Source organism: Leptolyngbya sp. FACHB-541 (assembly GCF_014695875.1).
Classification (GTDB): Bacteria; Cyanobacteriota; Cyanobacteriia; order Elainellales; family Elainellaceae; genus JAAUTN01.
Genome location: NZ_JACJPC010000117.1, coordinates 17,979 through 41,047, shown reverse-complemented (window position 1 = coordinate 41,047; position 23,069 = coordinate 17,979). Strand labels below are relative to the sequence as shown.

Here is a 23,069-nt window from a genome sequence, read left to right as displayed (position 1 = left end):
TTAAAACAATTAATTTAGGACTGCTATATCTAGATAGTAATAAGAAAAATTAATCGAGGATTAACCTGATTAATCCAGGAGGCAAATGGCTAATATTCCTTGTCACATCGTTGTAGAGGACAACCCGGCAATTATTTATGCCAGTCGAAATGGTTCCCCTGCCAAAGTTTTGCCAATTCTGAACCGATTCCTGGAGAAATTTTGGCAAGAAAGAGACATTTCCGGAGAATATTCTGATACTCCAGAATGTCTAGTTGCTCAAATCGTCGTGCGGTTTGGGTTTGAGATTTGTGAAGACGACTTCTCAAACCTGCGCATCGGACTGAGCTTCAAGCCAGATGTGGAATATCTCTACCAGGTTTTGCTTGACCAAACCGTGCGGGTTTGGGTGCCGACGGACACCTATTCGCAAGACCCAAACTCGGGACTAGCAGCCTGCCAGGAATGGACGGGTGATGGACAACTTTACAGCGGACTCTCTATCCAGGGGAACTCAATTTGATTTTTGAAAAGTGCTCACTTAACAGAACGTATGTTTTTCAAGAATTAAACTTTAAGAATTCAACAGGAACGCGATTGAATGACTAGAGTAGGGAGGGGGAGTAGCATTGAGGTCTACCCATGAGACAGATCAGTAAAACGAAACGGCTTGAATCAGCTTTAGAAGACTACAAGCGCTGGCAGTGGTTATCTACGATCCATTGTCCAGATGCTACTGACCAGGTTTTTCTGGAAGTCGGTATTGAGCAAGGACTGTGGTTTCAAGTGCAGATATCGGAGCAACTCTACTTGCGCGAGTTTAGAGATGTAGCGTTTTAGGGCAATCGCCCTTTGCCTGGCTAAGATTGTGCAGTAGCGTTATCACGGGCAATGCGGCTTCTACTCAAACTTATTGGATTAGCACTGCTGCTAGTCGGGATTTACTTTCTGGGGCAAAATATCATTTTCACTACGCAAACAGCCCCCTATTGGTGGCGTGATATCTCTGCTGCAGGTTCAGTCTTAGCAGTCACTAGTGGAGTTGTAGCGCTGCTTTTCTTTAACAGAAGTGCGGGTGGCTTAGGTTGGGTTTTGGTTGGGCTAGGAATTCTGCTAGTCTTCGTCAGCGGTGGCGTTGTCCTGAGACCGACTAGCTTATGGACTTTTTTCCTGGCGTTTGTCTCCCTTGTTGCTGGGCTGCAACTGATTACAACTGGCAGATTGCGTTTCTAATACCAATTCCAAAAATTAGGGCTACAGATGAAAGGGCACCCCGCTCGGTGGGGTGCCCTTTCATCTGTAGCTTTCGAGTGAAATGCTATAAATCGACCTTTTGAATTTGCCATTTGCATTCTTTGGGAGGAGGTAAAGGAGGCGATCGCTTCCTACCCTAAAGAGGCTGAGTAATAAAACAAACTGCCTTGATTTATCCCACTCCAACTCCTGACCCCGGACCTCAAATCCCTGGAACAGAGCCACTTCCCCCTTCACCAATTCCTGACCCCAACCCACTGCCGCCGATCCCAGAACCGTCCCCTACACCCAGCCCGGTTCCTGGACCAGTCCCAGAACCAATCCCTAGCCCAGTCCCCGAGCCCATTCCCACTCCAATTCCGCAACCAATTCCGGCTCCGGTGCCCGAACCGATTCCTACGCCAGTTCCACAGCCAATTCCGACTCCAATTCCACAGCCAGCAGTACCCGATCCGGTCTAAAACCTGTAAAACTGGACTTTGGACTTATGATTCTTCAACAACGACATGCTAAGAGCCGGGATCGTCGGACTACCCAACGTAGGCAAATCTACTTTATTCAACGCTCTGGTCGCAAATGCCAAGGCGCAAGCGGCTAACTTCCCGTTCTGTACGATTGAGCCGAATGTCGGCGTGGTTGCAGTGCCAGACGAACGTCTACAGGTCTTAGCCAAAATCTCCGAATCGGCTGAAATCGTGCCCACGCGAGTAGAGTTTGTAGACATTGCGGGGTTGGTTAAGGGAGCCAGTAAAGGCGAGGGACTGGGCAACCAGTTTCTTGCCAACATCCGTGAAGTGGATGCGATCGTCCATGTCGTTCGTTGCTTTGAAAATGATGACATCATTCACGTTTCTGGCTCAATTGACCCGCTCCGCGACATTGAGGTAATTAATTTAGAACTGGCGCTAGCCGATCTATCGCAAATCGAGCGGCGAATCGAGCGCACGCGCAAGTCAGCCCGTTCTAGCAAAGAAGGTCAGGCAGAGCTGGAAATGTTAGAAAGACTGGCAGCAGCCCTGAATGAAGGAAAATCTGCCCGTCAGGTGCCGCTCAACGAAGAGGAAGAAATCTGGGTCAAGCCGTTAGGCTTGTTGACGGGCAAACCGATCATCTACGCGGCTAACGTCTCTGAAGACGATTTAGCAGAGGGAAATGGCTGGGTTGACCAGGTGCGGAATTTGGCAGTGCAGGAGAATGCCCAGGTAGTAGTTGTCTCCGCTCAAGTTGAGGCAGAGCTAGTCGAATTGCCCGAAGAAGAAAGGGCAGATTTCCTTGGCTCTCTCGGCGTTGAGGAAGGGGGCTTAAAGTCGCTGATCCGCGCTACTTACGAACTGCTGGGACTGCGGACTTATTTCACCACCGGACCCAAGGAAACTCGCGCCTGGACAATTCAGGCGGGAATGTTTGCACCCCAGGCAGCCGGAGTAATTCACTCAGACTTTGAGCGGGGCTTTATTCGGGCTGAAACGGTTGCTTACAAAGACCTTGTGACCAATGGCTCAATGACCGCTGCCAAGGAAAAAGGGCTAGTTCGCAGTGAGGGCAAAGAGTATGTGGTCCAGGAAGGCGATGTGCTGCTGTTCCGGTTCAATGTTTAGGGCTAGCGCCATTCACCTGAGCGTTAATTGGCAGGGGTTGGGTTAGCAGGGATAATTTGACGAGGCAGAGAATTGTTGGATTGACCGTTTGACTGAGCGGGAGCAGGCTCCCCAGATTCAGCAGCGTCCGTTTGGCAGGTTGCCGGATCGACGCGGTAGTCGCCTCGCTCAAGTCCTCGCGTCCCGTAAGCTTGTAGGTTGTGTTGGATCAGGTCACACTCAACATCGGCGAGACGAGTTTCGGCTGAACGGGTTTGGCGCTCAAGCCGAACTTGCTCAGTTTTCATCGTTTCAATGGATTGCTGAAGCCGCTGCTGTTCCGCTCGCAGGTCTGCCAGGGTCGTAACCAGGGAGGAATCATCGCTACCTCCCTGAATGTTGGCTTCCAGATCAATCATGCGTTGCTCTAGCTGATCTAGTCGCTCTCTAGTACTGCGAATTCCCGTCAGAGCAGCCGGATTGGTAATGTCATAGCCGTGAATAATCAGTGTGACGGCTCCGGTTGTAATCACTGAAATTAAAGCCGCGACCCATACCGCAATCGATAGCATATTGGCAGTAAGATTTCTGCCGTAGTTATCAAGATTTTTGCTGTAATCGTGGGATCGATCTTGATGTTGCTCCATGTGATTCTTCCCCTGAAGTTAGAGCGTGGCTTTTGCAAGTACTAGTTGCATTTCTTAGGTCTGTGCAACCTTAACTTTCGTGACTTTAGCTTCTGCGCTTGTTGACTGATTTAAGCCTGAGCAAGTGCCCTACTGTCCTAATTCTCGGCGCAATCGATGAACAACGCTATCTGGCTCTATCTGTTCGAGGATGTCTTGAATGACGGTGTTAGCTCCTAGCGGTCCCCAAGTGCAGCCTTGCTCCAGGTAAACTTGAGCAGCTTTGCCAACTCGGTAAGAGCCATAGCCTGCTAAAGTTGCCTGGGCGATCGCCGCTCCTGTATAAGCCGCAAATCCTGAAATGCTATCAAACCCGCTGGCAACGGCTGCACCACTCTTGCCCACACCCAGCAACAAACCGCTGCCCAATTCGCCTAGCAGCAGTCCGCCTGAACTCCAGACAATCGTATTCCACAGTTTACCTGCTTCGTAGCGAGTCATCGGCAACCCATACAGCCGCGCTAGCGATCGGATCATGACTAAATCAGTTGCAGCACCACCCAACACATCCAGGAAGGCAATTGGATTGATGGCGATCGCAATGGACTTCCACCGGGTAAATTGCCAGATCAAGTCTTCGGCTTCCGCCTGATGCAGCTTTAAAGTTTTGTGGGCGATCGCCTCCTCTGACTCTCTCGCCTGTCGCAACGCATTCAGGGACAGCAGCGATTTCCCATCTCGGTTCAAAATTTCTAGCAGCTTTTGCTTAAGTTCATCCACCTGGGGCGGTGGGGCTTCCCATTCATGGGTGACGCGTCCGTCTTCCCATTCCACTCGCACTTCTACTGGTGCAGGATCAGCAGCTACCATCACAATGTCGTCCGGGGAAAGAATCGGACGATATCGATCTCCGCTACTAGCAAATAGGGTTTGCAGCTTTTCGTAAATAGTTTGGCGATCGCGGTCTGGATAAAGATCAGTCTTGTTAAACACCAAAATCAGCGGCTTATGCGCCTGCTGTAATTCCATCAGCGCCCGATATTCGGTGCGAGTCATGTCACCCGCAATCACAAATAGAATCAGGTCAGCCTGTTGCGCCACCTCTCGCGCCAAGGTAGCCCGTGCCTGTCCGCCAATTTCGTCTAGTCCAGGTGTGTCAATCAGTTCTACCTGAAAGGGTTCACCTGCGACCGAAGGCGACCAGTAAACAGAACGCGCCCACTGCGTCACACCATTGAGCGGTCCCGTTTGCAGTAATTTTTGCCCAACCAAGGCATTCAACACCGCCGACTTGCCCCGACTCACCAACCCAAACACCGCCACCCGAAAAACACTGTGATTAAGCTTATCGAGCGCTGTAGAAATGTGGTCTAAGTCTGCCTTAATTGCAGCCTGAAGCTCAATGCTGCCCCCACCTCGCTTGGGCACCCGCAAAAACTGAGTATATTGATTTAGCGCCTGCCGCAAACTAACTCGGGCGCGATTAAAGTGAGAATCTTGCGGTCTGACTTTGGCCAAACCGGACTGCACATTTGCTGTGTGTGATTTGGGTGAGGTGCTCAAGGTAAGGCAAGAGAGTTTGGTTCTATTTTCGCTTATTCGGGATGTTAGTGCGAGTGGTAATGGGGGTGAGAAGGTAGAGATCCCCGTCTTTGCAAGAACAATCAGCCTGACCCATATCCTAGAATAAGTGACAAAACTAAGGGGTTAAAGTCAGCCCGGTTTAGATTTAGTTAATTATCAATTCTTCGTTATTTTTTTGGAAAAGCCATCTAATCTTTTACTCAAGTTCAGTCGGCGGCTATTCTCAGATTTATCAGAGCAAGAACGTTTTATTGAAGCTTTGATGCAGCCGCAGCCCGATTATTCCTGCATTTTGTGGTGTCGCGATCGCACAGAAGTGCCCTTTGCGATCGCCCCTCCCCTCTCTTGGCAACCCACCTTTGTCGATCGCCTTTCTGCTACTGAGAAACCAGGAAAACATCCCCTGCACGAGCAAGGATATTATTATTGCTTGGACTTTTCTTCAGTCTTCGCCGCCTCTTCACTTTTAGCCCTTCCTCAGGTAGAAACTCAGTTAGGAACTCAGCCAATACAACTCGTCATTGACATGTGTGCTGCACCCGGTGGCAAAAGCCTCTTTGCGTTAAGAACCTTGCAGCCTGAAAGTCTAATCAGTAATGAAGTCATTGGCAAAAGAATCGGCGCACTAGTCTCCAACCTAAAGCGCTGTCCCGTTTCAGGAGCCTTTAGCCAACACACTGCGGAGAAACTAGTGATTAGCCTTGACTCAAAGATTCTCGCTGAGAAAATTCCTAAAACTGCTGATGTCGTGATTGTGGATGCGCCTTGCACCGGTCAATCTTTGCTTGCTAAAGGTGAAAAAGCGCCTGGATGCTTTCATCCAGTCAACATCAACAAAAACGCAAATCGGCAAAAAAGAATTTTAGCTAATTCTGCTCAGCTTGTTGCGCCTCAAGGCTACTTAGCCTACATGACTTGCGCCTATTCACCTGAAGAAAATGAGCAGGTCAGCGAGTGGCTTTTGCAAAAGTTTCCCCAATTCCAGCCCATAACAATTTCTCATTTACAGAACTTTCAATCCCACTTATCAGAACTTCCCTGCTACCGGATGTTTCCTCAGGCTGGATTAGGAGCAGGGGCCTTTACCGTTCTGTTCCAAAACACTGAAATAGGCGAAAAGCAAACTATCTCTTCTGATTTTTTAGAACAGTTCAAACGCTACAGAATGAGTTGAAATTAGAAGTTCAGAAAAGCCAAAAACTAATTCTACTTGTTCTTAGTTCTACTGAAGTAGCGGTAATCAGTGAGGGCAAAGCATTCGGTCATAATCTCTGCAACCTAGTTAACCTCTCCACTAGATGCTTCACCCATAACATGACAATGACTTTTCTTTACGCAACGGATTTTGTATCACCTATTCAAGCAGAAAATACAAACACAAAAGTCATGCACGGGTTTATTTAATTTCTTCCTTTTGCACTTTAAATTCCTAATTTTCCCCCTACTTCTGGCTCTAGGTAGATGCATCGTCTAGGCGATTTGAGCGACAGTACTGCTTGCAGGACTTCACCTTGAGCTAATGACACAGCCATCTTTTAACTCCTCTGATTCTTCGGACTGGATTGAGCGGTTTGCTCGGTTTGGCTTTGCCGCAAAAGGAGTCGTCTATGCCGTCGTCGGCATCTTGGCGGCTCAAGCGGCTTTTAGCACAGGGGGTAGAACGACCGACACCCAGGGTGCCCTGCAATCAATTGTGAAGCAACCCTTTGGGCAGATTCTGCTCGTCATCATCGCAATTGGTCTGGCAGGATATGTTCTGTGGCGATTGGTTCAAGCAGTTCTTGACCCAGAGGGCATTGGTACAGACGCTAAAGGAATTGCTCAACGGTTGGGCTATGCGACTACTAGCGTAATTTACGCAGGACTAGCATTTTCTGCGATTAAGCTTGCTGCTGGTGCAGCGGCGGGCAGCAGCGACGGTGGTAACTCGTCAGCTCAAGACTGGACAGCCCGAATTCTTTCTCAACCGTTTGGGCAATGGCTGGTTGGTTTGGGAGGTGCATTTGTAATCGGTCTGGGCTTTTACTTCTTCTATGAAGCATTTAGCGCCAAGTTTTGTAAGGAACTCAAAATTAGGGAAATGAGCCAGGCTGAACGCAAAGCCGCAACCTGGTTTGGCAGAGTTGGCATTACTTCCAGAGGCATTGTCTACACAATTATTGGTCTTTTTTTGATAGTGGCAGCACGCCAATCCAACCCAGAGCAGGCAAGAGGAGTTGGGGGTGCATTAGGAGCACTAGCAGAGCAGCCCTACGGACCGTGGCTGTTGGGAGTCGTTGCCCTCGGTCTCATTCTTTATGGAATTTACATGGGTCTGTATGCCAAGTACCGTCGCATTAGCGCCCCTAATCTTGAGCGCGAAGCTAAAGTGAGACTTAATCGATAGAAGAAGGATAGGTGAGAGCAAGCGATCGCCACCCATCCCTACCCTTCCGGGACAAGGACAACTTGGGCAGACAGAATTAGTCCATTTCCTGATGCGCTGTCTTCTACCTCAGCATCGTTTAACTGAATATCTTCTGGCTCGACAAGCTGACCTATTCCTAGAAAAAGACCATTTTCGTGGCGCACCCGACAAGCTTGTGCTGGGAAGAGTTCAGGATGTAAGCGAATTCGCTGTCCCTGACACCAACGCTTACCCTCCGGTGCCGACAGGTTGACTGCAGGCAGATGCTCTAAAGCAAATTCAGGCAAAATAGGGCAAAAGGTGCCCTGCTGAATTTGCTCAGATAGCTGATCAAGCGTCAGACTATCCTTCAGCAGAAAGCCGCTGCTGGCAGTGCGAGTCAGGGATGCAAGCGTGCCGCCACTATTCAAGAAATTGCCCAAGTCACGAGCGATCGCCCGTATATAAGTTCCCGCACCACAAGCGATCGCCACCTCTAGTTCAGGAAAATCACCCGCTCGCCAGTCCAGCACATCGATTTGAAACACTTCAACGGTGCGAATGGGAGCCTCTACCGCTTCGCCTGCTCTGGCTAATTCATACAGCCGCTTGCCCTGCACTTGAATGGCGCTGTAGCTGGGCGGAATTTGCTGAATCTTTCCCTGAAACTGGGGTAACGCCTGCTCAACTTGCTCCAGAGTTAGGGTTGGTACAGGTACAGCCGTGAGAATTTCGCCTTCCAGGTCGTCGGTAGTTGTCTTCACGCCAAAGCGAATCGTGGCGCGATAGGCTTTATCTCCAGGCAAAAATTGCAGCAGACGGGTAGCTCGCCCTAGAGCGATCGGCAAAACGCCTGTAGCTGCCGGATCAAGGGTGCCGCCATGCCCAACTCGCTTGAGCTTAAGTAAACGCCGCACTTTCGCAGCACAGTCGTGGGAAGTTAGCCCCGCAGGTTTGTTTAAATTTAGAAATCCGTCCATACCTTACGCTATCACTCCCCCCAGAGCCGCCGTCCTGATTTTCCTTTTAGTCGCTCATGCGTGTCTCGCAGCAGCGTGGGAATGTCAAGCTGTTCGGGACAGCGGGGTAAGCAGTCGCCGCAGTCAGTACAGCGATCGCCCCTCCTCCCCGGAAACCAATGTCCCGCATTCTCAAACATGCCGTAACGGTATTGCCCAAAAGCAGTCATGCCATAGCTGACAGCCAGATTGCGTAAGCGCAGCACTTCAGGAATATTGATCGCTTCGGGGCAGGGCAGGCAAGCATAACACTGACTACAGCGATCGCTTCCTACAACCTGAACCTGATGAGCTTGCAGCCGTTCTAAAGCTTCTACTTCTGACACGGTGAGTGAGCCGTCTTGATCGCTGACTGCCAGCGGCTCATCTAGCTCTGTTGGATTCGCTGCCCCCAAGCTGAGGGTGGTAATGCGGCGATCGCTCAACAAAAATCGATAGTTTAGCTCCAGCGGTGAGAAGGGATGGCACAGTTCTGAGAGCATTGGCGGCGGGGTATAGAGCATTCCCCCTTTATCGGCTGGAGAAATGATGAAGATGCCCATATCCTTCTGGCTGGCAAGTTCTAGAGCAGGAGCATTGCGCTGAAAGAAGTAGTTGTAGTGGAGGCAAACAAACTCAAATTGCTCAGTGGCGATCGCCTTCAAAATCACCTCTAGCGGCGCGTGGGTCGAGAAGCCAACGTGACGCACCTTACCAGTGGCGATCGCCCGTTCCACAGACTTCATGCAGCCATCTGAAGCCTGCACCCAGGCAAGATGTTCTTCCGTATTTAAGCCATGAATAGCAAGGCAGTCTAGATAATCCGTGCCTAAAGCGGCGAGAGAGTCGTCAATGCTGCGTTCCACCGCATCCGGGTCGGCAGTTGGAGGAATTTTGCTGGTGATGTGAACTTGAGTGCGAGGAATTTCCAGATCGACCAGCGCCTTTCCTAAAAACTGTTCACTTTTGCCGTAGCCTCTAGCGGTTTCTAAGTGATTGATTCCCAACTTGAGCGATCGCTCAACCGTCAAACGAGCATTCTCCTCAGAAGCCAAATAGCGCATGGTTCCCAAGGAGAAAATCGAGATATTCAGATTTGTTTTGCCAAAGCGACGATAGCGCATTAAACTGAGGCGGCTGTGTCAGATCATTCTAAGCTTCGCCGCTGCTGTATCGCCCTCTTTGGGTGAAGTCTTCTGGACGCAGGTTAGAGAGAAAATCGCGAAAGGCAAGCCGTTCGGCTTCGTCTGCATCTCGATCAACTGGAATCGAGGCATCTGCAACGACTTCTTCCATGACCCAAATTGGGCTTTTGGTACGCAGGGCAACAGCGATCGCGTCACTGGGACGAGCATCGATCTCTTTCTTATTCTCCCCTTGCCGCACCGTTAAGATGGCGTAAAAGGTATTGTCCTGCAAAGAGTGAATCACCACTCGCTCCAAAGCCATGTCCCACTCTTCTAGGAGATTAACAATCAGGTCGTGGGTTAAAGGACGGGGCGGAGCCTGATTTTCTAACGCGTTGATAATTGCCCTTGCCTGGTCCTGCCCGATGTAGATAGGGAGCTGGCGACGGTCTGAAGCATCCCTTAAAAGCACAATAGGGCTACGGGTTGCTGCATCCAGGGCAATTCCAGCGACTTTCATTTCAATCATTGGCTTAGCCTCTAGAATCCATTGAGCAAGGACGATTCAACTCAAACAGATAAACTGGGGTTAGTGAATCCATAATGACAGATAGACGTAACATTTAGGCTGACAAAGGGCGTGAGGTTATAGCTAGACACTTACCGTTATATCCTTTGCGGTCAAAATTATCAGAGCTGAGATGAGTATTTTCACTCAACTCTTAAAAGTGTCCAGGTTCAAACATCTGCTTCTCCCTGTACAAGTTCCGGCGTATAAGTTTTACTGAACTCCAGTATGCCCTGATCTTGCCCTGATCCGTAGCCAAAAACTTGAATCTTTGACTAAAAAGATCACGATGCAAGTGAGTAAAATCTGCTCTCAGGACAGGCTTCTAGCCTAACTTCAAGCAAACATGCAGATGGACTGCTAACTGGAGAAGCAATGGAGATGCCTGCCTGTCGGAATCTCAGCAGCTAGTCTGAATTGACCCCAACACCAAGTTTCAGGATCAAGAGCTTGAAATCAGGACGGCTAAGGTGAAAAGGCTTTGAAGTTAGTTCAATTTTTTTGCAAATTCTTTACGATCGCAAACTAAACCTAAACGGACGTAAAACCGTGTTTACAGGACTAATCCAGACAACAGGAATGATTCACTCTCTAGGGGACGATCAGCTACAAATCTCCTGCGGTACGACTGCACCGGAGTGGTTTTTGACAGATTTGGCGATTGGCGACAGCATCTCGGTCGATGGCGTGTGCCTTACCGTAACCCGAATTTTGCCAAACGGGTTTATCGCCACTGCTTCCCCTGAAACGCTGTACCGCACTACGTTAGGACAGCTAGAAGGCGATGCTTACGTCAACCTAGAAGCCTCTTTGCAGGTCGGCAGTAAGCTGGGTGGACATTTTGTTACCGGACATGTAGACGGAGTAGGTTATCTGCAAGCATCGGTGCAAACGGCGAACTCCTGGGAAATGAGCTTTGCGGTCACTGATCCGCGAGTGACTCGCTACATCGTCACCAAGGGCAGCATTGCCGTGAATGGGGTAAGCCTAACCGTTGCGGACTGCAATTCAGAGGGCACTTGGTTTAAGGTGGCAGTAATTCCACTGACTTATGCTGAAACAAATCTGCGTCACCTCAAGCTGAATGCTCTCGTCAATCTAGAAGGCGACGTGCTGGGTAAATATGTGGAAAAGTTTTTGCGGTTAGGGGGAGATCAAACAGGAAAGGCGATCGCCGACCTGGAAACTCTGATTCAACCTGCCAATGATGGAGTGAGTTCGGCGTTTCTCGCCGAACATGGATATCTTTGAGGTCATTTACTCTCCCACTAAAAGATTAGGGATGCCCCCCGCGACGTGGGGGCATCCCTAATCTTTTAGTCCCTAATCTTTAACCGGGAAGGGAGTAATTAGTCGTGGGTAAAGACAATTTCCTTGACTCCTGAGCAGTCCACCTGCTGAAGTAACTCGGCGATCGCTTTCCCAGATACGGGTTCAACCCAATCGGCAGCAATTTCGGCAAGCGGTACCAGCACAAATGCCCGTTGGTTCATGCGCGGATGCGGAATTTGTAGACCAGGCTGCTGCAAAATCTGGTCGTCAAACAAGAGCAAATCAAGGTCAAGCGATCGCGGACCCCAACGTTCTCGTCGGACTCGCCCAAACTTTGCTTCAATCTGCAGCAGGGTACTCAGCAAGTCCTGTGGCTCCAGAGTTGTTGCAAGCAGCGCACAGGCATTCAACACATCGGGCTGTGGTGGCCCAACTGCAACCGTGCGATAACAGTGTGACGTTGCTTCTAGAACAATGCCCGGTGTGTGATCAAGAATATCCAGAGCAGATTTGAGGATGGCAGGAGAGTCACCGACATTGCTACCGAGGGCGATCGCCACCCGCTTAACCTGTTTCCCCAAGTGTTTGCTTGCCTCCATCACCCATTACCAGCTTGGATCAACAAACAAATTGATCGTAAGCTGCGGCTGACCGGATGGCACAGCCGTAATACAGGCACAAATCGTATCACCGCCTTCTACTTCTACTTCACAGGCATGGCAAGAACCCATCAGGCAGCCTGTAGGAATAGTCAGTCCCGCCCGATCTGCCACTTGCAGCAACGGTTCTCCTACCTCAGCTTCAACAGAGACATCGTCGGGCAAAAACCGAATCAGAACGCTCATAACACAACCCTGAAATTTATTTGCCCAGGTAGGGCATGATCGGCGTTAAGTCGATGTAGGACTCAACCACGTCAGCAAGGGAGTCTAACATGGCTTCCCGCTGTTCTCGGTAGTTGGAGATGCCAGTCGGCAGCGATTTTAGCCCTCGCTGTTGACGCAAACGATTCAACCAGGCACGTCGCCAGGGTCCGTTGTCAAAAATGCCGTGCAGATAGGCTCCCCAAATTGATTGGGTTGAATCAACTACACCCAAATTCACATCATCAAACAAGGGTTTGAAAGAAGCCCCTTCATTCTCAGGAGATTCAACGTCTAGTAAGTGGCTGCGTCCCTGATGAATCTCGTAGCCTGTGACGGGTAGACCTGTCTGAGGAAAGTTAGACGTGACTAGGCGTTGGCGCGCAACCTTCTGCCCTGTAATCACCGTTTTTAAGGGCAGCAGTCCTAACCCTTTGTATCGACCTTCTTGCCCTTCGATACCTTCTGGATCAGCCAACATTCTGCCCATCATCTGGAAACCACCGCAGATTCCCATAACGGTGCCTCCGGCAGCGGCGTAGTTTTGAATCGCTTCAGCCATGCCTGTACGCTGCATCATGATGAGGTCAGCGATCGTCGTTTTGGAACCGGGAAGAATGACGGCATCGGGGTAGCCCAGTGAATCCTTCAAGCCGATATATCGGACTGAGACGCTGGGTTCTGACTCTAGTGGGTCAAAATCGGTAAAGTTAGAAATTCGGGGCAGCCGAATCACCGCAATGTTGATTTCGCTGCTAGCAGGACTAGCATTCCGCTCAAGCAGGGAAAGGGAGTCTTCTGCCGGAAAGGCATGATCGAGCCAGGGAACGACCCCCACGACAGGAACTCCGGTACGCTCTTCTAACCACGTAATGCCCGATTGCAGGAGCGATCGCTGTCCTCGAAACTTGTTGATGATAATTCCTTTAACCAGCGATCGCTCTTCTGGCTCCAGCAGCTCCAAAGTACCGACGATATGAGCAAAAACGCCGCCACGCTCAATGTCAGCGATCAGTAGAGTGGGCGCATCGAGATGACGAGCTACCCGCATGTTGGTCAGGTCACGATGCTTCAGGTTAATTTCGGCAGGGCTACCGGCTCCTTCACAAATGACCAGGTCAAACTCTTCTCCCAGGCGGGCCAGAGATTCTTCGATCGCCTGCCAGCCCGGTTCAAAGTACTGTTCATAGTAATCAGCCGCACCGACCCTACCTACGACTCTACCCTTCAGCACGACTTGAGAAGTCATGTCACCCTGAGGCTTGAGCAAAATTGGGTTCATCTCAACCCGAGGAGTAACCCCAGCAGCCCATGCTTGCACTGCTTGAGCATGACCAATTTCGCCACCGCTTGCAGTGACGTAGGCATTGAGCGCCATATTCTGGCCTTTGAATGGAGCAACTCGCCAACCTCGGCGACACAAAATTCGACATAGCGCCGCAGTTAGGAGCGATTTCCCAGCATGGGACGTTGTCCCGACAACCATGATGGCTTTCATGCAAAACCTCCGAGAAATCCCTGGCGATCGGGCAGATTTGCCGAACGAGGGGATGGCTGATATGAAAATGAACATTTGGACGCTTTACGCAATCCCTCGACCAGTCATTATATTCGAGATATTTTTTTGAGCCAGGTTTGAGCCAGTTGAACTGGTTCGGAAATACTTAAACGGTTTGGGGCAGCTATCGTATCCAGTCTGGTAGGCGAACCCAACGATTCCAAGCATTCTGTAAGCGATCGAGTAGGCTCGGTGCAGGTAGATGTTCACCCTTGTGCTGCCACTTTTCAACCAGTTGCCGACCCAGTGGCGTCAGTCGAAAGCTGTCTGTTAAGCCCTGTCCGTCTACCTCTCTTCGCAGCAATCCAGTTTGAATCAGCCAAAGTAAATCATTTTCTGCCACTAATTCGGGCAGGGAGCGACGGGTATAGCGGTTTTGGATGCCGGGTTGTCCCGCGATCGCCTTTAACCCAACACTCTCCTGACGCATCGTAGCGAACAGATGGAGTTGAAAGGGCGCACACCGCACCGCCCGCTCTGCTCGCTCAACTGCGCGACGGGGGTATCGAATCGACGGGGCACTGCTGGATTGAATTGAGGTCATTAGCAACTGTTGAGGCTGGTTAGGTGAGGCTGGTCAAAAGAAAGCAGCGCAAGGCTAAGCAAAGCTAAAAATTTACATTCTTGTCTATCTTATGCTGTTTTTTTGGGGCGATCGCACGCCATCAGGCTTTAGCAGCAGTTTATGAGTAAGTCGGAAGCCGTCAGGGGAAGACAAAAATTAAGAGATTTGATCGATCCTGACGTTCTTTAGTAGCATCTATGACATTTTTTATTTAGTTCCATTGGTAACTCTTTTACTAAGCATCTGCAAGGTTTGTCAGCGAAGGGATAACAACACTCTATTGGGCGTTCGAGCCACTTTGCTTCGAATCTTGAACAGAGGCGGTCTAGTTTGGAAACCGAATTTTGACGGGTTCTTTACTAAGGTTCCCTCTGCTGAAGCTAGTAGAAACAATTAGGTCGCTTCTAGGGTTCCGGTTCAGGTCCTACGATTTGAGTGTCTGGTCCGAGAGAAGCCAGCTAGCCATTGCAACCATTTAGATGGAAGGTGAGCTAGCCACACGGCGGGATAAAAGCCCGGGAGAAGCAGTCTAATGGCTGAGACTGTCTCCTGGGCTTTGCCTTGCAGTTCAATCGAACTCAAGCGAGTTTCCCAGGTCAGTCAAAGAATTAGCATAATTCAACGATTTCTGGGTGACTTACATGACTGATGATCCTCTCTTTCAAAATCCATCTAACGGACATCAACCCCAAACTGAGGCTCAATATGCTCTAGAACGGGAAACTCATTTGCCCATGACTGGGTGGCAGCAAGAAGTCGCTAGAGGGCTGGAGTTTGGGCTAGAAGCGGCTGAAAGCATTCGCGATCGCTCCATTCCTACCTTTTCTCGGGGCGAACTGCCTCACTATGCAGGTATCAATACCTTTCTGAAAGCACCCTACGTAGAAGACGTGCGAAAGGTCGGAGAATATGATGTGGCGATTATTGGTGTACCGCACGATTCGGGCACCACTTACCGCCCTGGCACCCGCTTTGGACCGCAGGGAATTCGCCGCATTTCTGCGCTTTACACCCCCTATAACTTTGAGTTAGGCATCGACCTGCGCGAACAAATTACGCTTTGTGATGTTGGCGATATTTTCACCATTCCAGCCAACAACGAGAAGTCGTTTGACCAGATTTCCAAGGGGGTCGCTCACGTCTTCAGTTCTGGTGCATTTCCAATCATTTTGGGTGGAGACCACTCGATTGGCTTTCCGACCGTGCGTGGGGTTTGTCGGCATCTGGGCGACAAAAAAGTAGGGATTATTCACTTCGATCGCCATGTAGACACTCAGGAAACCGACCTGGACGAGCGGATGCACACCTGCCCCTGGTTCCATGCCACCAATATGAAAAATGCTCCCGCTAAGAACTTGGTGCAGCTTGGCATCGGCGGGTGGCAGGTACCACGTCAGGGTGTGAAGGTATGTCGCGATCGCGCCACCAACATTCTCACTGTCACCGACATTGTTGAACGGGGCTTAGATGCGGCAGTCGATTTTGCTCTAGAACGTGCCCTAGATGGTACCGATTGCGTCTACATCAGCTTTGACATTGACTGCATTGATGCGGGCTTTGTCCCTGGCACAGGTTGGCCAGAACCCGGTGGACTGATGCCCCGCGAAGCACTCTACCTGCTTGGCAAGATTGTCGAAAAAGCTCCAGTTTGCGGACTGGAAGTGGTTGAAGTCTCACCCCCTTACGACATCAGTGACATTACTTCATTGATGGCAACACGGGTAATCTGCGACACGATGGCGCACTTAGTGCTGTCGGGACAACTGCCGCGATCGCAAAAGCCCGCCTACATTCACCCCGAAGCTCAACCCGAACTCGTCGAGTGGAGCTAAGGGAAAGAGATCAGGGATGAAAGCATCCCGTAGGTTGGGTGAAGCGAATGCAGAACCCAACAACATCTAGAGGGTTAGAAGGACAGCAGCAAATTTTGGATCTTTGCTATGCATGAGACTGATATGACGAAGGCACTGATTTTAACAGTGCAAGATTGGTGGGCAGCGCAGCCAGAACGCCCCAAAATTTCTCAGGTGCATCTCACAGTAGGGCAGTTCACTTGTGTAGAACCCGTCAGCTTACAGTTTGCCTTTGAGGTGCAAACCCGCAACACGTTTCTAGAAGCTGCCAAACTGGTGATTCAAGAAACACCTTTGATTGCCTTTTGTCACCACTGCCAGCAGGAATATCGCCCTGAAATCGGCGTTCAATATGCTTGCCCTGAATGTCGATCGCCAATGGAAGACATTCGTTCAGGGCGAGAGCTAAAGATTGATCGAATCGAATACTGTTCTGACTCTGCGGAAAGTTATGCATCAAACCTTTGACGCGGCTCTGGGAATCAATCTGCTGCACGCAAATCAGGAAGGAGCCGACCACAATCGTGCCCACTTTGACGCATGGGGAATCACCTGCCTCAACATCATGAGCAGCCCTGGTGCAGGTAAAACCGTGCTGCTAGAAAAAACTCTGGCCGCCTTAAATCAGAAGCTAAAGATCGCCATAATCGAAGGCGACATGACCACAGAATTAGATGCTGACCGCCTGCGCCAATATAACGTTCCTGTAATCGCAATTAACACTGGACGTTCCTGTCATCTAGATTCCAAAATGGTAGCGGGTGGGCTGCATCAGCTAGAGCATCAATACGACCCTTCTGATTTTGATTTGGTGTTAGTTGAAAATGTTGGAAACCTAGTTTGTCCTGCCGAATTTGAAGTCGGAGAACATGCCAAGGTTGCCCTTTTAAGCATTACTGAAGGAGAAGACAAACCGCTGAAATATCCGGTGATGTTTCAAGAAGCAGATTGCTTACTCATCACCAAAATGGACTTAGCCCCTCATTTAGAGATTGATATAAACCGAATCATTTCCAACGTCCGTCAGATGAATCCAAATGCAACAATTATTCCCGTTTCTGCCAAAACCGGAGAAGGATTAGCTGTTTGGTTTGACTGGCTACAGTCACAAGTTCCTTCGACTCAAACGACTTCTAAAACGCAAAACTTGACACCTGTATAGGTTGGGTTGAAGCAAGAAACCCAACAGATCTAAATCCTTGCTTGATTCAAAGACTGTTGGGTTTCTTAAACTCTACCCAGCCTACAGTTTGGTGAATCTACATTGGGTGAATCTCCAACTGAAAATAGTTCAAGTTTATTAGAGCTATCAGCAAAGTTATCGCTATTCATTCACTAACCAACCTGTTCTAAAGGAGCCTGAATTGAGAATTCGCAAGCTGTTATCTTGGGGAGTTGCTTTTCTGTTTGGTTTAGTCGTTGTAGTAAGCTGTGCGCCCAATCCTGGCACGGATTCTGCAACCCCTGGTACGGATACTGCTGCTGAACCTGTCGTTATGGGCTTCAGCGCTTGGCCTGGTTGGATTCCTTGGCAGGTGGCTGACGAGGAAGGCTTGTTTGAGCAAAACAATGTCAACGTTGAACTGACGTGGTTTGACGGCTATCTCGATTCAATTAATGCCCTAGCCTCTGGACAGCTTGATGCAAATACTCAAACGCTCAATGACACGATTAGCTCCGTGGCTGCTGGCTCAGATCAGGTCATTGTTCTAGTCAACGACAACTCGACTGGCAATGACATGATTATCGCCAGCGAGGAAATTAACTCTGTTGAAGACCTGCGCGGCAAACGAGTTGCAGCAGAAGAGGGCACGGTTGACCATTTCCTACTGTTGTTGGGTCTAAAAGATGCTGGCATGACTCAGGCTGATATCGATTTTCAGCCTTTAGAGACTGGGGCAGCAGCGGCGGCTTTTGCGGCAGGTCAGTTAGACGCAGTTGGAGTGTTTGCCCCATTCACCACTCAGGCTCTAGAACGTCCGGGAAGCAAACCACTGTTTACTTCAGCAGATTATCCGGGTTCAATTCCCGATCACCTAGTTGTGACCCGTCAAATGATTGATGAGCGTCCTGAAGACGTTCAGGCTCTAGTCAATACCTGGTTTGCCACGCTGGAATTCATCGAAGGAAATCAGGACAAGGCATTCGACACCATGTCGAAGCGGGCAGGCGTGACTGTTGATGAGTACAAAGAATACGACCAGGGCACAACCATCTTCAGTATTGAGGACAACCTCAAGGCTTTTGAAGCAGGTTCAGATATGTCTTCTTTGCCCTATGCTGCTGAACAAATTAGCCAATTCCTGGTAGAAAGCGAGTTGGTTCAAGAAGCTCCTGACGTGAGTAACATCTTTGACGATCGGTTTATCAAAGCTTACGCAGAACAGGCAGGGAAGGGATAAAGAATTGGAAGGTTAGGTAGCAGGTAGGAATTGGGTTTAGGCAACCTCCTACCTCCTACCTGTCATTTGATGATTTAGGTAGGTCATGTTGCTTGCAAAAGCACAGGCAATTTAAGGCAGTTTTGAGGCAGTTTTGAGGCAAAGCAAATGAGCCAATCTAGCGAGTTTATAGGGAACGAAAATGTTTCTGATGCGCCCAGAATGCTGCCACCTACTGTATTTTGGCGAATTGCTGAAGATATTCCTAAGAACTTGTCCTGGACGCTGATTGTTTTGTCGATCACTGTACCGATCGCCCTTTGGTGGATGGTTTCTGAATACATCGCTGCAAACTATGAAGTGTATGCAATCTTTCTGCCAACTCCGTTGCGAACTCTAGCAGCACTGCAACGCCTTTGGACGGAGGGAATACTGCCCACAGACATCGCCTACAGCATGTTTCGGGTCTTTAGCGGTTTCTTCTTAGCAGCGATTATTGCTGTCCCTTTGGGTGTATTAATGGGTTCGTTTGCGAGTTGGCGATCGCTTCTGGAACCTATCATTGGCATCATTCGCTATATGCCAGCCCCTGCCTTTATTCCCCTACTCATTCTTTATTTTGGTTTGGGCGAAGTCCCCAAAATTCTATTGATTTTCATTGGCACCTTATTCTTCAACACACTGATGATTATGGATGCCGTTAAGTTTGTCCCCAAAGAATTAATCGAAACAACTTACACCTTGGGAGGGAAACGCTTACAGGTTTTACTTCAGGTGATTTTGCCTTACATCTATCCCAGCATTATTGATGCCTATCGCGTCAACATGGCTTCATCCTGGAACTTGGTGATTGTGGCAGAACTCGTTGCTGCAACCGAAGGGTTAGGCAAGCGAATTAGTATTGCTCAACGGTTCCTGAGAACGGATGAAATTTTTGCTGGATTAATTGTCATTGGTTTGATTGGTTTGGCGATCGACTTGCTGTTTCGGCTGCTACTAAAACTCACCGGTCGCTGGGCAACTTGAAAGGCTTGAAAAGCTTATTCCCCTATGAGGGCGTAGCATTCGAGCGAGAATTCTTGGTTTGTTTCAAGGGCTATCTGCCGAATGCTGCACCCCTACATCTGCTTCAATTTCTAACTTCTAATTTTTAACTGCTAACGGGTTTCTGCTACTCACACTTACCTCACTCACAGCTATGTACCTTGAAGTTGCTCAACTCCACAAACAGTTTAAGACTCGAAATAGTCCGATTGTTGCCCTCAAAGACATTAATTTGCACATTGAGGAGGGCGAATTTGTTTGCGCGGTGGGTGCGTCGGGTTCTGGTAAATCTACCCTGCTGCGGCTGATTGCTGGGTTGGAAACGCCAACAGCGGGCGAGGTGCGGGTAGACGGAGTGCGGGTGACAGGTCCAGGCGCAGATCGGGGCATGGTATTTCAGAATTACACGCTTTATCCCTGGATGACCGTTGCCAAGAATGTTGGCTTTGGGCTGAAGTTGCAAGGCATGTCTGAGAAGGAACGCAGACAGCGCGTGTCTTACTATCTGGACGTGGTAGGACTATCGCAATTTTCCAACGCTTTACCCAAAGAGCTATCTGGCGGCATGAAGCAGCGGGTGGCGATCGCCCGCGCTCTTGCCTCTCAGCCCAAAATTTTGTTGATGGACGAACCCTTTGGAGCGCTGGACGTGCAAACCAAAGAAACGATGCAGCAATTTTTGCTTCAAGTGTGGGAGCGTACCCGCACCAGCATTTTCATGATTACTCACGATGTTGAAGAGGCCGTTTTTCTGTCGCAACGCATCTACATTTTGACTTCACGCCCCGGCACTATTTTGCGTGAGGTTGTGCTGGACTTGCCGAATCAGCGAGACTACCACATTAAGCGCCAGCCTAAATTTCAGGACTATAAGGAAGAAATTATGGGGCTGCTGCGCGGCGAAGCGGTCGAGGCAATGGTAGCAGGAGGATAGTCCTATCCGCTCCAATCGGTTCCAATCAGTTCCAAGTAGCGCAAAACTGGTTCTCATGCAGCAAGACTTCGCCGTGATCGGGAACCCAGGCTAGCCAACGATCGGCCGATTGCTGACAAAGCAAAAGCGCCTCATCAAAGCTAAAGGGGTTAGGAAGTTCTAATAGCTGCACCCAGGTAGAGGCTTGAAACTCGGTCTGGGGAACTTCTGGATGCGGAACTGTTTGCCAGTCGCAGGCGATTTTGGGAAGATTACACCAGCGGGACTGGGTGTCGTATTCTACTGAGCAAAAGTCTAACTTCATATCGTGTCTCTCAATCAGGAAAAATAAGCCAATCAGGAAAAATAAGCGACCTTGTGCTTCAAAGTCATCTCGCCATCAGCAATTCCTCAAGATCGTTTCGGAAATAGAACTGTGGCTAAGTTGATATAAACAGAAAATATTCTGTATCAGTTACTACAAAAATACAGAATATTGGCTGCTGATATCAAGCAGTTGTCGCACATCTTTACGCAAGAGGGGCGATCGCCACACCAAAATTGCAGTTACAATCTGTAACGAACAATGCAAAAGCAGGAAATAGAACCCATGCCTTTATCAGTTGGCACAACGGCTCCCGCCTTTACCGTCAAAGACACCAACGGCAATACGGTTTCACTCTCCGACTACGCTGGCAAAACCGTCATTCTGTATTTCTATCCCAAGGACGACACGCCAGGTTGCACTAAAGAGGCCTGTGGCTTCCGGGACTACTACGCCGATTACCAGGGCAAAGACATTACCGTGTTTGGGGTGAGCATGGATGATGAAGCGTCCCACCAGAAGTTCACGGAAAAATATAGCCTTCCGTTCCCGCTCTTAGCTGATGTGGATGGCGCAATCACGAAAGCCTATGACGTGGATGGCGGCGGCTATTCCAAGCGCGTTACCTATGTCATTGGTGGCGACGGTAAAATTGCCAAGGTCTACAGCACCGTCAAAACAGACAGCCACGCTACTGACATTTTGGCTGAGCTAGCAGTCTAAGTTTGAGCTAAGTTTGACCAATCTGCTTGTAGGGGCGAACGGCTGTTCGCCCCTATCCCTTTGCTGGTTAGCGATCGCAGGAGCGGGCAGGTAAAATTTGGCTAAAACGGCGGTATTCTGACAAGTACTGCTCTAAAACCACAAATTGCGGCAGGTTGAGGCTGTAGTAAATCCAGCGCCCTTCCTGACGGGTTCGCACGAGGGCAGCTTCTTTGAGCGTCTTCAGGTGAAAAGACAGTTTGGACTGGCTGACCCCAATGAAGTCACACAGTTCGCAAACACAAAGCTCTTGCTCTCGGAGCAAATCCAACACCTTCATCCGCAACGGATCGGAGAGGGCGTGAAAGCCAATCGTAATCAAGTCTGTTGACGGCGATACCGATAAAGAGGGTGTTGTAGAAGTGGGTTGCATCAAGCTAATCCCGAAGCTGGATTGGACTTTACTGAGTTAGGAATTAGGCAGTAGGAGAAAGCCTTCCCTTCGAGTTTAGCGGTCTGTTAACTGTACTGGAATCTGGCTCATTCAGTGCGATCGCCTTTTCTGCAAGCGTAATTACGGTCACCTCTGGGCGACAAAACAGCCGTCCAGGTAGGTAGGTGCCTAAGCCCCGGTTTACATATAGATAATTGGAGCCGACTTGGTGAAAGCCCTGGGCCCATTCCCAGTGACGCACGACTTTGTAGCAATCTTCTCGCATGTACGGAATCCAGCGGCGCAGTCGTCTAGGGACGTGTCGCCGCACAGCTTGATACCAAGTGGGAAGTGGCCCTAACCCCGGAATGACAACCTGCCCGCCGTGCGTATGTCCCGAAAGCTGGAGGTCTACTCGCCAAGGCTGGAGATGAACGGTGCTATCTGGATTGTGAGACAAAACAATTCGAGGGGTAGCTGGGTCCAACCGATTCATCACAGGGGCAGGGTCAAATTCTCTTGACCACAAGTCGGCAAGCCCGACCAGCGGTAATTCTGACCCAAACGGATAGCCGATCTGATTCCACAGAACTTGAATTCCGGCTTCGACAAATGCGGTAGTAATTTCTGTTTGCGAACCCGCAGGAAAAATATCATGGTTGCCTAACACCGCATAGGTGCCAGCACTGCTGCGGAGCTGCTTTAAACGCGAGGCGAGGGTACGGGCTGGGGCTGGGTCATCGGTTACATAGTCGCCCGTCAGCACAATCAGATCAGGTTGAACGGCATTCGCTGCCGCGATCGCTTCTGCTAGTAGTTGCTCAGAGAGTCGCAAGCCATCGTAGTGCAAATCTGAAAGTTGAACCAGCTTGCAGCCCTGTAGCGGTTTTGGCAATTCGGCAATTTCAACGGTTAAATGATCAACGCTCAGCGATCCTGATAGTAACCTGTGCATAACTTGAGAGGGTTTTCTCTGGATTAGCCACCCCAGCTTATCAAAATAAAGAGAGAGGGTTGGTGAGAATGTATCGACAGAAACATAGCTGGTTTACTTAGATAAA

General features: G+C 49.7%; 27 protein-coding genes and 1 riboswitch. Of the genes, 15 read left to right on the top strand and 12 right to left on the bottom strand.

Features of this window, described 5'->3' with window-relative positions:
* Positions 1–85: 85 nt before the first annotated feature.
* The 5 genes from H6G00_RS25840 to ychF all read left to right on the top strand — a co-directional run bounded on the left by H6G00_RS25840 (position 86) and on the right by ychF (position 2,831).
* The gene (locus tag H6G00_RS25840; RefSeq protein WP_190641313.1) at positions 86–502 is read left to right on the top strand and encodes a histidine kinase; all 417 of its coding nucleotides are present in this window, start codon (positions 86–88) and stop codon (positions 500–502) included.
* 119 nt (positions 503–621) lie between these two features.
* Positions 622–819, top strand: coding sequence for a hypothetical protein (locus tag H6G00_RS25835; protein ID WP_190641312.1), 198 nt, complete (start codon positions 622–624; stop codon positions 817–819).
* A gap of 51 nt (positions 820–870) precedes the next feature.
* Positions 871–1,212, top strand: a complete 342-nt coding sequence (locus tag H6G00_RS25830) for a hypothetical protein (RefSeq protein WP_190798916.1) — start codon at positions 871–873, stop codon at positions 1,210–1,212.
* 188 nt (positions 1,213–1,400) lie between these two features.
* On the top strand, positions 1,401–1,694 hold the full coding sequence (locus tag H6G00_RS25825; protein ID WP_190641311.1) for a gamma-aminobutyric acid A receptor, epsilon-like protein: 294 nt from the start codon (positions 1,401–1,403) through the stop codon (positions 1,692–1,694).
* Between the two features lie 45 nt (positions 1,695–1,739).
* Positions 1,740–2,831 (top strand): redox-regulated ATPase YchF, encoded by a 1,092-nt coding sequence (ychF, locus tag H6G00_RS25820; RefSeq protein ID WP_190641310.1) that lies wholly within the window; start codon positions 1,740–1,742, stop codon positions 2,829–2,831.
* 23 nt (positions 2,832–2,854) lie between these two features.
* Here ychF and H6G00_RS25815 read toward each other — a convergent pair whose 3' ends face one another.
* Both H6G00_RS25815 and H6G00_RS25810 read right to left on the bottom strand, forming a co-directional pair.
* Positions 2,855–3,457 (bottom strand): hypothetical protein, encoded by a 603-nt coding sequence (locus tag H6G00_RS25815; protein ID WP_190798915.1) that lies wholly within the window; start codon positions 3,455–3,457, stop codon positions 2,855–2,857.
* Between the two features lie 129 nt (positions 3,458–3,586).
* Entirely contained in the window at positions 3,587–4,966 is a 1,380-nt protein-coding gene (locus H6G00_RS25810) for a DUF697 domain-containing protein (protein ID WP_190641308.1), read from the bottom strand.
* 229 nt (positions 4,967–5,195) lie between these two features.
* Between H6G00_RS25810 and H6G00_RS25805 the strand changes: the two genes are divergently transcribed.
* Positions 5,196–6,194 (top strand): RsmB/NOP family class I SAM-dependent RNA methyltransferase, encoded by a 999-nt coding sequence (locus H6G00_RS25805; protein WP_190798914.1) that lies wholly within the window; start codon positions 5,196–5,198, stop codon positions 6,192–6,194.
* Positions 6,195–6,539: 345 nt separating this feature from the next.
* Positions 6,540–7,406, top strand: coding sequence for a DUF1206 domain-containing protein (locus tag H6G00_RS25800; protein ID WP_190641306.1), 867 nt, complete (start codon positions 6,540–6,542; stop codon positions 7,404–7,406).
* 38 nt (positions 7,407–7,444) lie between these two features.
* On the opposite strand, the gene truB is transcribed toward H6G00_RS25800, so the two are convergent.
* The 3 genes from truB to H6G00_RS25785 are packed head-to-tail and all read right to left on the bottom strand — an operon-like array spanning position 7,445 to position 10,060.
* Positions 7,445–8,386: a tRNA pseudouridine(55) synthase TruB gene (gene truB / locus H6G00_RS25795; protein WP_190798913.1), complete on the bottom strand. Its 942-nt coding sequence runs from the start codon at positions 8,384–8,386 to the stop codon at positions 7,445–7,447.
* An 11-nt stretch (positions 8,387–8,397) separates the two neighbouring features.
* Positions 8,398–9,528, bottom strand: a complete 1,131-nt coding sequence (locus H6G00_RS25790; protein WP_190798912.1) for an aldo/keto reductase — start codon at positions 9,526–9,528, stop codon at positions 8,398–8,400.
* 28 nt (positions 9,529–9,556) lie between these two features.
* A complete protein-coding gene (locus H6G00_RS25785; protein WP_190641303.1) occupies positions 9,557–10,060 on the bottom strand; it encodes a bifunctional nuclease family protein in 504 nt (167 codons plus the stop codon).
* A gap of 588 nt (positions 10,061–10,648) precedes the next feature.
* Between H6G00_RS25785 and ribE the strand changes: the two genes are divergently transcribed.
* Entirely contained in the window at positions 10,649–11,350 is a 702-nt protein-coding gene (gene ribE / locus H6G00_RS25780; RefSeq protein ID WP_190798919.1) for a riboflavin synthase, read from the top strand.
* A 98-nt stretch (positions 11,351–11,448) separates the two neighbouring features.
* On the opposite strand, the gene folK is transcribed toward ribE, so the two are convergent.
* The 4 genes from folK to H6G00_RS25760 form a co-directional block, all read right to left on the bottom strand.
* On the bottom strand, positions 11,449–11,970 hold the full coding sequence (folK, locus tag H6G00_RS25775) for a 2-amino-4-hydroxy-6-hydroxymethyldihydropteridine diphosphokinase (RefSeq protein WP_190798911.1): 522 nt from the start codon (positions 11,968–11,970) through the stop codon (positions 11,449–11,451).
* 6 nt (positions 11,971–11,976) lie between these two features.
* Positions 11,977–12,216, bottom strand: coding sequence for a 2Fe-2S iron-sulfur cluster binding domain-containing protein (locus tag H6G00_RS25770; protein ID WP_190687892.1), 240 nt, complete (start codon positions 12,214–12,216; stop codon positions 11,977–11,979).
* 16 nt (positions 12,217–12,232) lie between these two features.
* Positions 12,233–13,732: a cobyric acid synthase CobQ gene (cobQ, locus tag H6G00_RS25765; protein WP_190641300.1), complete on the bottom strand. Its 1,500-nt coding sequence runs from the start codon at positions 13,730–13,732 to the stop codon at positions 12,233–12,235.
* Positions 13,733–13,916: 184 nt separating this feature from the next.
* Positions 13,917–14,336: an Npun_F0494 family protein gene (locus H6G00_RS25760; protein WP_190798910.1), complete on the bottom strand. Its 420-nt coding sequence runs from the start codon at positions 14,334–14,336 to the stop codon at positions 13,917–13,919.
* 414 nt (positions 14,337–14,750) lie between these two features.
* Positions 14,751–14,881, top strand: a riboswitch (guanidine-I (ykkC/yxkD leader).
* A gap of 117 nt (positions 14,882–14,998) precedes the next feature.
* Here H6G00_RS25760 and H6G00_RS25755 point away from each other — a divergent pair.
* The 6 genes from H6G00_RS25755 to H6G00_RS25730 all read left to right on the top strand — a co-directional run bounded on the left by H6G00_RS25755 (position 14,999) and on the right by H6G00_RS25730 (position 20,569).
* Positions 14,999–16,189, top strand: a complete 1,191-nt coding sequence (locus H6G00_RS25755; protein WP_190687901.1) for an agmatinase family protein — start codon at positions 14,999–15,001, stop codon at positions 16,187–16,189.
* Between the two features lie 108 nt (positions 16,190–16,297).
* On the top strand, positions 16,298–16,678 hold the full coding sequence (hypA, locus tag H6G00_RS25750) for a hydrogenase maturation nickel metallochaperone HypA (RefSeq protein ID WP_190798909.1): 381 nt from the start codon (positions 16,298–16,300) through the stop codon (positions 16,676–16,678).
* Positions 16,662–17,372, top strand: coding sequence for a hydrogenase nickel incorporation protein HypB (gene hypB, locus H6G00_RS25745; protein WP_190798908.1), 711 nt, complete (start codon positions 16,662–16,664; stop codon positions 17,370–17,372). Before hypA ends, hypB begins: the two co-directional genes overlap by 17 nt.
* A gap of 202 nt (positions 17,373–17,574) precedes the next feature.
* Positions 17,575–18,612, top strand: a complete 1,038-nt coding sequence (locus tag H6G00_RS25740) for an ABC transporter substrate-binding protein (protein ID WP_190798907.1) — start codon at positions 17,575–17,577, stop codon at positions 18,610–18,612.
* A 147-nt stretch (positions 18,613–18,759) separates the two neighbouring features.
* Positions 18,760–19,617 (top strand): ABC transporter permease, encoded by an 858-nt coding sequence (locus H6G00_RS25735; protein WP_190641294.1) that lies wholly within the window; start codon positions 18,760–18,762, stop codon positions 19,615–19,617.
* A 172-nt stretch (positions 19,618–19,789) separates the two neighbouring features.
* Entirely contained in the window at positions 19,790–20,569 is a 780-nt protein-coding gene (locus H6G00_RS25730) for an ABC transporter ATP-binding protein (protein WP_190641293.1), read from the top strand.
* A 25-nt stretch (positions 20,570–20,594) separates the two neighbouring features.
* Here H6G00_RS25730 and H6G00_RS25725 read toward each other — a convergent pair whose 3' ends face one another.
* The gene (locus H6G00_RS25725; RefSeq protein ID WP_190798920.1) at positions 20,595–20,873 is read right to left on the bottom strand and encodes a hypothetical protein; all 279 of its coding nucleotides are present in this window, start codon (positions 20,871–20,873) and stop codon (positions 20,595–20,597) included.
* Between the two features lie 285 nt (positions 20,874–21,158).
* On the opposite strand from H6G00_RS25725, the gene H6G00_RS25720 reads away from it, so the two are divergent.
* On the top strand, positions 21,159–21,596 hold the full coding sequence (locus tag H6G00_RS25720; RefSeq protein WP_190687917.1) for a peroxiredoxin: 438 nt from the start codon (positions 21,159–21,161) through the stop codon (positions 21,594–21,596).
* A 67-nt stretch (positions 21,597–21,663) separates the two neighbouring features.
* Here H6G00_RS25720 and H6G00_RS25715 read toward each other — a convergent pair whose 3' ends face one another.
* Both H6G00_RS25715 and H6G00_RS25710 read right to left on the bottom strand, forming a co-directional pair.
* Positions 21,664–22,008, bottom strand: a complete 345-nt coding sequence (locus H6G00_RS25715; RefSeq protein ID WP_190687920.1) for a metalloregulator ArsR/SmtB family transcription factor — start codon at positions 22,006–22,008, stop codon at positions 21,664–21,666.
* Positions 22,009–22,051: 43 nt separating this feature from the next.
* Entirely contained in the window at positions 22,052–22,963 is a 912-nt protein-coding gene (locus H6G00_RS25710) for a metallophosphoesterase (RefSeq protein ID WP_190798906.1), read from the bottom strand.
* Positions 22,964–23,069: the final 106 nt, after the last annotated feature.